The sequence below is a fragment of the Serratia microhaemolytica genome (assembly GCF_004011885.1).
Classification (GTDB): Bacteria; Pseudomonadota; Gammaproteobacteria; order Enterobacterales; family Enterobacteriaceae; genus Serratia_G; species Serratia_G microhaemolytica.
In genome coordinates this window covers 1-3621 of record NZ_SBEF01000077.1, presented here as the reverse complement: position 1 = coordinate 3621, position 3621 = coordinate 1, and the positions used below count along the sequence as shown (strand labels likewise).

The window sequence follows — 3621 nt, the reverse complement described above, 5'->3', positions numbered from 1 at the left end:
GGCGGCAACAGGGGGGAAATGAGCGCCCAAGCCTCATCAGGGACATCATAACGAGCCAAATTCAAAAGCCTCTTCTCGACTAAATATCGCTAAATTGTACAAAAAATAGTTACGGGACACACCCTAGTAAATTGTCGGGTACATTGAAGGCGGATTCAAGTTTGAAGTTCAATGTTAAGTTACTTTTTTAGTTTTGTATACTCCCACCAACAAACTGAAATTACATTAAAATTTTTCTCAGCGGCGTTTTATTTAAAAGATAACTAATGATGAATGAAGCCACAATAACAAAAAATGATACAGCCACTTGATATACCGTTTCTTTTATTTTTTTATCGATTACATAAATAGAGACATACAGTATGAGAACATGTAATAGATATATAGCGTAACTATTAATGCTAATAGCTGTGATTAATTTATTTCTTCCAACACCTTGAAACATACTGTGTATATAAAAAAGGCATGATGCTGAAATATATAATTGAATTTCACGTGGATACCACATATCAAAATAAAACCAAGATGGTATTTTATATACTAGGATTGACGAAACTAAAGTTGTGGTCATCAATATAACCACAGGTAGCACAATGTTTTCTTTATGTTTTATTCTAAAAATATACAACCCAAGAACCATATATAGATAATAAGAAAAAAGATCTGTCTTAGTTAAGACCTCCAAGAAGTTGTTATTTACTAATTTACTTTCCACCACCTGAGCCACTGGTCCAAGAACAAACAAAAAACCACAAAACCACAAAACCACAAAACCACAAAACCACAAAACCAAGCCAATTGTTCTTGTGACGCCTTAGCAGTAAATGCAGATAAAGGTATTGATAAAATAAACAATGGAAGATAGTAAAACATATACCACAAGTGATATGCCTTATCTATGTTTTTTATTGTTAGTGTGTTATTGTACTTTACACTAACTAATATGGAGTCAAGGCCTTGAAAAAGATGGTAATATACGAAATTTGTCATAACTGACACAATTGACACACCAACAATTAAATAGAAAACTCTTTTTATTGTTTTTATCGAGAATTTTTTCTCCACACCAAGTAACAACACTCCCGAAACCATAAAAAAACAGGAACACCTATTCTATCTATATAATAAGTTAATATACGAACATAATCAGTTGCGCCATAATACCCCAGATTCTCTTTTAGATGTGTGAACACAACTAAAAGTACAGCAACTACCTTTGCCAAATCAAGATAATAAATTCTTCCCATATTTCATTACTCCATAACACAAATAATCTATAATATTATTACTTTATATAGTATCAATACAGCACTCTTAGCTTGAGGAAACACTCGCATTGGGTCTCCTATTGACGTTGACTAGATAAAAGCTTTTTTGTCAAAATAAAGCGGGGCATATGACTGTTGAATATTTTCCCCGTAAGAAGATGTGTAAGCATGAAGCTTAATCAGGTAAAAGGCTCTATGCCATTGAGTTTGGCAGTTTACGACAAATTCATAATAATCAGTATGGAACCGGCTAAGAGTCAATCTTTCCACCCAAGACCACAATACTAATATGGTTTTAGACATAATTATTATCGCATCATTCGTCTGAGAGCAAAGCGAGGTTAATCCACAGATCAACGCATGCAGGATAGCTTTGTATGTCCTAGAATAATCAGAAACCTGATGTTGTCATGCTGATAATCAGCAAGATGACAAGATGTGACCTTGCACAACGGTATAGTCAATCGATATGTAACCATCAGTTGTAACCCAGATTTTGATCACTGGACATCAGATGTGGAATTGCCATTATACCGCGTATCCTCAATTCGATTGCATTGAGGACAAATTACTCCAACTTTTGCCATAGGCTAACTCCAACATTCAGATCATTCGGCATATATGATCAGTAAGCTTGCGTCACCACCGAATCCGCTTTAAGCATTTTTTATTTTTATAAGCATTAATAAATTTTCGCTCAATAAATCTATAACTCAGATCCGAACTAATGGCTGTAATTATGATAAAAAAAATCAAGTACAATGCAATATTTTGATACAAAAACCCTCCGTGCGACCATTTGTCTAATATAGTTTTTGTTATGTACATCATTGGAATATGACAAAGATAAATGCTGTATGACCGATCACCTATCCACTCCAACACTCTGGAATGAAACACACATGGCATAAATATAGAAAATGAAGCAAAAGTTGCTGCACCCGACAATCCTATAAAAAAAAGTTTAAATGGGGCAGGAACTATTGGAGTCAAGAAAACCAAAAATAAAATTGACAACAAAAAAATCAGGCAGATTAAAATATTACTTCTAATTACAACTTTACTTTGAAATATGTATACCAGCCCTCCCCAAAAAAATGCCTGCGGCCTTATCCACCAACCAATCGTTCTTTGAAAATCAACATCATTCGGGAGCAGTATTGATGACAATAAAATAATCACAGCCATGACACGAGATAACCATTTTTTTTTGAAAGTTATAAAAAGAAAAGCCAGAATAATATAGAGTTGCCATTCCAAGCTTAGCGACCAGGTTACGGAAATTAATGGATCATAACGAACATTGGCTATAGTATCTCGATAAAATAATATATTTGACATTCCCAGCATTGAATAAAATAAATTCTCCAATGACTTGGACAGACTGACTCCATACAAGGGGTGAAGATATATTGCCATCAATGCACAGATTAAACACCAAAAAATCAGCGCTGGCATAAGTCTAACAACTCTCTTTACAAGAAAAGAAAAGAAGACATCTCCTCCTCCTTTAAATTTAGTAGCTTCACTTTCTAAACTTTTACACATTAGATAACCAGATATAGCCAGAAAAATATCAACACCAGTCCAATACGCAGCCACTTTATATGTTGAAAAAAACCACTCAGGAATAGGTAGGCGATGAACATGCTGGGTTATAACCAATAACACAGCAATTGCTCTGAGTAATTGAATGTTACTATTTTTAATGTTGCTCATTTTTAATCTCACGCTCCTCTCAGCCTGAGTGATCGAAGTTGTATTATCTACAATAAGCAGATTGTAAGAGACCGCTTTTTTTGTAGTGATGCCAACTTAATGTTGGTGTACTATTTACTTCTGGGATGATTGATTGCAAAGATTGATGTAGTTTGTCCTCGTTGTCCTGAAACTCAAGGGATTATCCGAAACAGCCGTTCCGGTTCATGAGCGTAGCTCTATCGCTGCAAGCTGTGCTTGAAGACGTTTCAGCGCAAATGCCACCGGGCTAAGCCCGAAATCCATCAAATCATTGTTGGCATGGCAACGAATGGCTGGGGTGCTGCGGATACGTCTCAACACCATTTTCGCCGTTATCTAAAAACTCGCACCGCAGCAGGTAGCTGCAACATGTTGAGCCAAGCCAGGCGTCGTTATCTGCTGTGAAGCCGATGAGCGGGGATCATATATCCGCTGTAAAGGCAATCAGGGCTGGCTGTTTTATGCCTATAACCGCATGCGAAAGCGGTAAGCGTCCGGTAGCCTCACCTTGCCGCAGCGAATAAAGCCTTTCATTATTCTCGCCATCACATCCTCTGCTTGAGAATAAACCATGCCATACACCAAACAGCAAAAACAGCAGCATCTTGATAAC

General features: G+C 36.4%; 4 protein-coding genes and 1 pseudogene. 1 reads left to right on the top strand and 4 read right to left on the bottom strand.

All coding sequences use genetic code 11. The annotated features are described in order from the left end of the window. Positions 1-220: 220 nt before the first annotated feature. The 3 genes from EOJ37_RS13770 to EOJ37_RS13765 form a co-directional block, all read right to left on the bottom strand. Positions 221-793, bottom strand: coding sequence for an acyltransferase family protein (locus tag EOJ37_RS13770; protein ID WP_127960459.1), 573 nt, complete (start codon positions 791-793; stop codon positions 221-223). Positions 794-1043: 250 nt separating this feature from the next. Next, on the bottom strand, positions 1044-1247 hold the full coding sequence (locus EOJ37_RS15120) for an acyltransferase family protein (protein ID WP_420820643.1): 204 nt from the start codon (positions 1245-1247) through the stop codon (positions 1044-1046). 660 nt (positions 1248-1907) lie between these two features. Beyond that, positions 1908-2987 carry an acyltransferase family protein gene (locus EOJ37_RS13765; RefSeq protein WP_127960458.1) on the bottom strand — a complete coding sequence of 360 codons (1080 nt, stop codon included), beginning with the start codon at positions 2985-2987 and terminating at the stop codon, positions 1908-1910. 132 nt (positions 2988-3119) lie between these two features. On the opposite strand from EOJ37_RS13765, the pseudogene EOJ37_RS14900 reads away from it, so the two are divergent. Beyond that, positions 3120-3495, top strand: a pseudogene (locus EOJ37_RS14900) (IS1 family transposase); the annotation flags it as partial. Here EOJ37_RS14900 and EOJ37_RS14895 read toward each other — a convergent pair. Beyond that, a partial coding sequence (locus tag EOJ37_RS14895; RefSeq protein ID WP_240651724.1) for a hypothetical protein occupies positions 3430-3621 on the bottom strand: 192 nt, incomplete at its 5' end. The pseudogene EOJ37_RS14900 and the gene EOJ37_RS14895 overlap by 66 nt on opposite strands.

Bases quoted from the DNA above. Each gene is read 5' to 3' on its own strand.
- EOJ37_RS15120 (WP_420820643.1), bottom strand. From the start codon at position 1,247: ATGGGAAGAATTTATTATCTTGATTTGGCAAAGGTAGTTGCTGTACTT.
- EOJ37_RS13765 (WP_127960458.1), bottom strand. From the start codon at position 2,987: ATGAGCAACATTAAAAATAGTAACATTCAATTACTCAGAGCAATTGCT.